This is a genomic window from Phyllobacterium sp. P5_D12 (assembly GCF_054049495.1).
Map to the genome: position 1 here is coordinate 1 of NZ_JBFUMG010000857.1, position 1,355 is coordinate 1,355.

Here is a 1,355-nt window from a genome sequence, read left to right on the forward strand (position 1 = left end):
GAATAAAATGCGCTTCGAAGACCGCCCGTCCGGCGTTTTTTGATCCCGTCCGTTTCGCTTGGGAGGCCTTGGCACCGGGGAACACCATTTGCGATATTCCATGCGTTGCCTACCCGCCGCTTAGAGTGCTCGTCCAGCACGCGCCGGTCATAGGTACCGGCAGGGGAACCCTTGGACGGAACTTCCCCGGACAGCGGGTCCGTTACCCGTCATCGGAGGCGCCGATCCTCTCACCACTTCGAACGGCTCCGGAAGCAGTTCCCGTGGAGAGGACGGGGAGAAGGATAGCTCAGGTTTGGAGAGCGTGGATAAATTCGTGGGGATTTTGTTTGGAAAGAGCCCTTCCCTCTCCGTCATCCTCGGGCTTGACCCGAGGACCCACCGCTAAGGAGCGAAAACTTATCCATGATTTCGGCGGGATTCAGCCACCGCAGGCATCCAAAGCATCTCCCATCGAGGACAGTGCTTCACTGGAATGCGTTGCGGAAACGTTATACCCCAACACTCCCTAGCGGTGGGTCCTCGGGTCAAGCCCGAGGATGACGGAGAGTGAGGTGCCCTGCGATTACCGGAAACATAACGCTCTATGATTTACCGAAGAGGTGACAGAATCAAACCGCCACCCGCAGGCTTCCCTGCGAGTGGCGTAATTTCTGATCCATTCAGATMAATCAGATCAAACGTCGGATTCGACTGCTGTCCGGCGCTTCTTCACCTCGGCAACGATGCCGGCAGGCGAAAGATCGTTAGCGGTGTCCGGAGCACTTGCTTCCGCACCATTTTCCTCCGTGACGCGCGGCCGGGCTGGCCTGCGGCCACGCGGTGCGCGACGCGCTGGCTTGGCTTCGACAGCCTCTGTCTCGGGTGCCGCCGCAGCGCCATTTTCAACCGGCTGGATCTGTGGCTGAGGTTGTGGCTGACGCTGGCTGACCGTGTCGTCATCGTAAACGACTTCAGCGGGCGTACCCTGGATGATTGGCTGTGGTCCGCTGCCATTGATCGGCTGATGCATCACACGTTCTTGCCGGTCTTGCCGGTCGCGGCGATCTTGACGTTCCGGGCGATCTTGACGCTCCGGCCGGTCCTGGCGATCTTGACGCTGCTGACGATCCTGGCGCTGCGAGAACTCCTGGCGTTCAGGAACCTCCTGACGATCGGTATCGTTGCCGTTACCGTTGCCATTGTTCATGCCATCATCATCATAGCCGTTCTCATCGTCCTGATCCTGATCCTGATCATCGCGCTGATACTGGACAGGCGCCTGAGCCTGAGCCGCAAGAATGATTCGATTATAGTGCTCGGCGTGCTGGAGATAGTTTTCAGCCATCACGCGGTCACCGGCACTCTGTGCATCC

The 1,355-nt window shown here is 58.9% G+C and carries 1 protein-coding gene; it reads right to left on the reverse strand.

Going from position 1 to position 1,355, the window contains the following annotated elements; genetic code table 11:
• Positions 1–676 precede the first annotated feature (676 nt).
• Positions 677–1,012, reverse strand: a complete 336-nt coding sequence (locus tag ACXJ5O_RS27070; protein ID WP_457302610.1) for a hypothetical protein — start codon at positions 1,010–1,012, stop codon at positions 677–679.
• Between the last annotated feature and the right edge of the window lie 343 nt (positions 1,013–1,355).

Coding starts and splice junctions, on each gene's coding strand:
- ACXJ5O_RS27070 (WP_457302610.1), bottom strand. CDS start 1,012: ATGCATCAGCCGATCAATGGCAGCGGACCACAGCCAATCATCCAGGGT.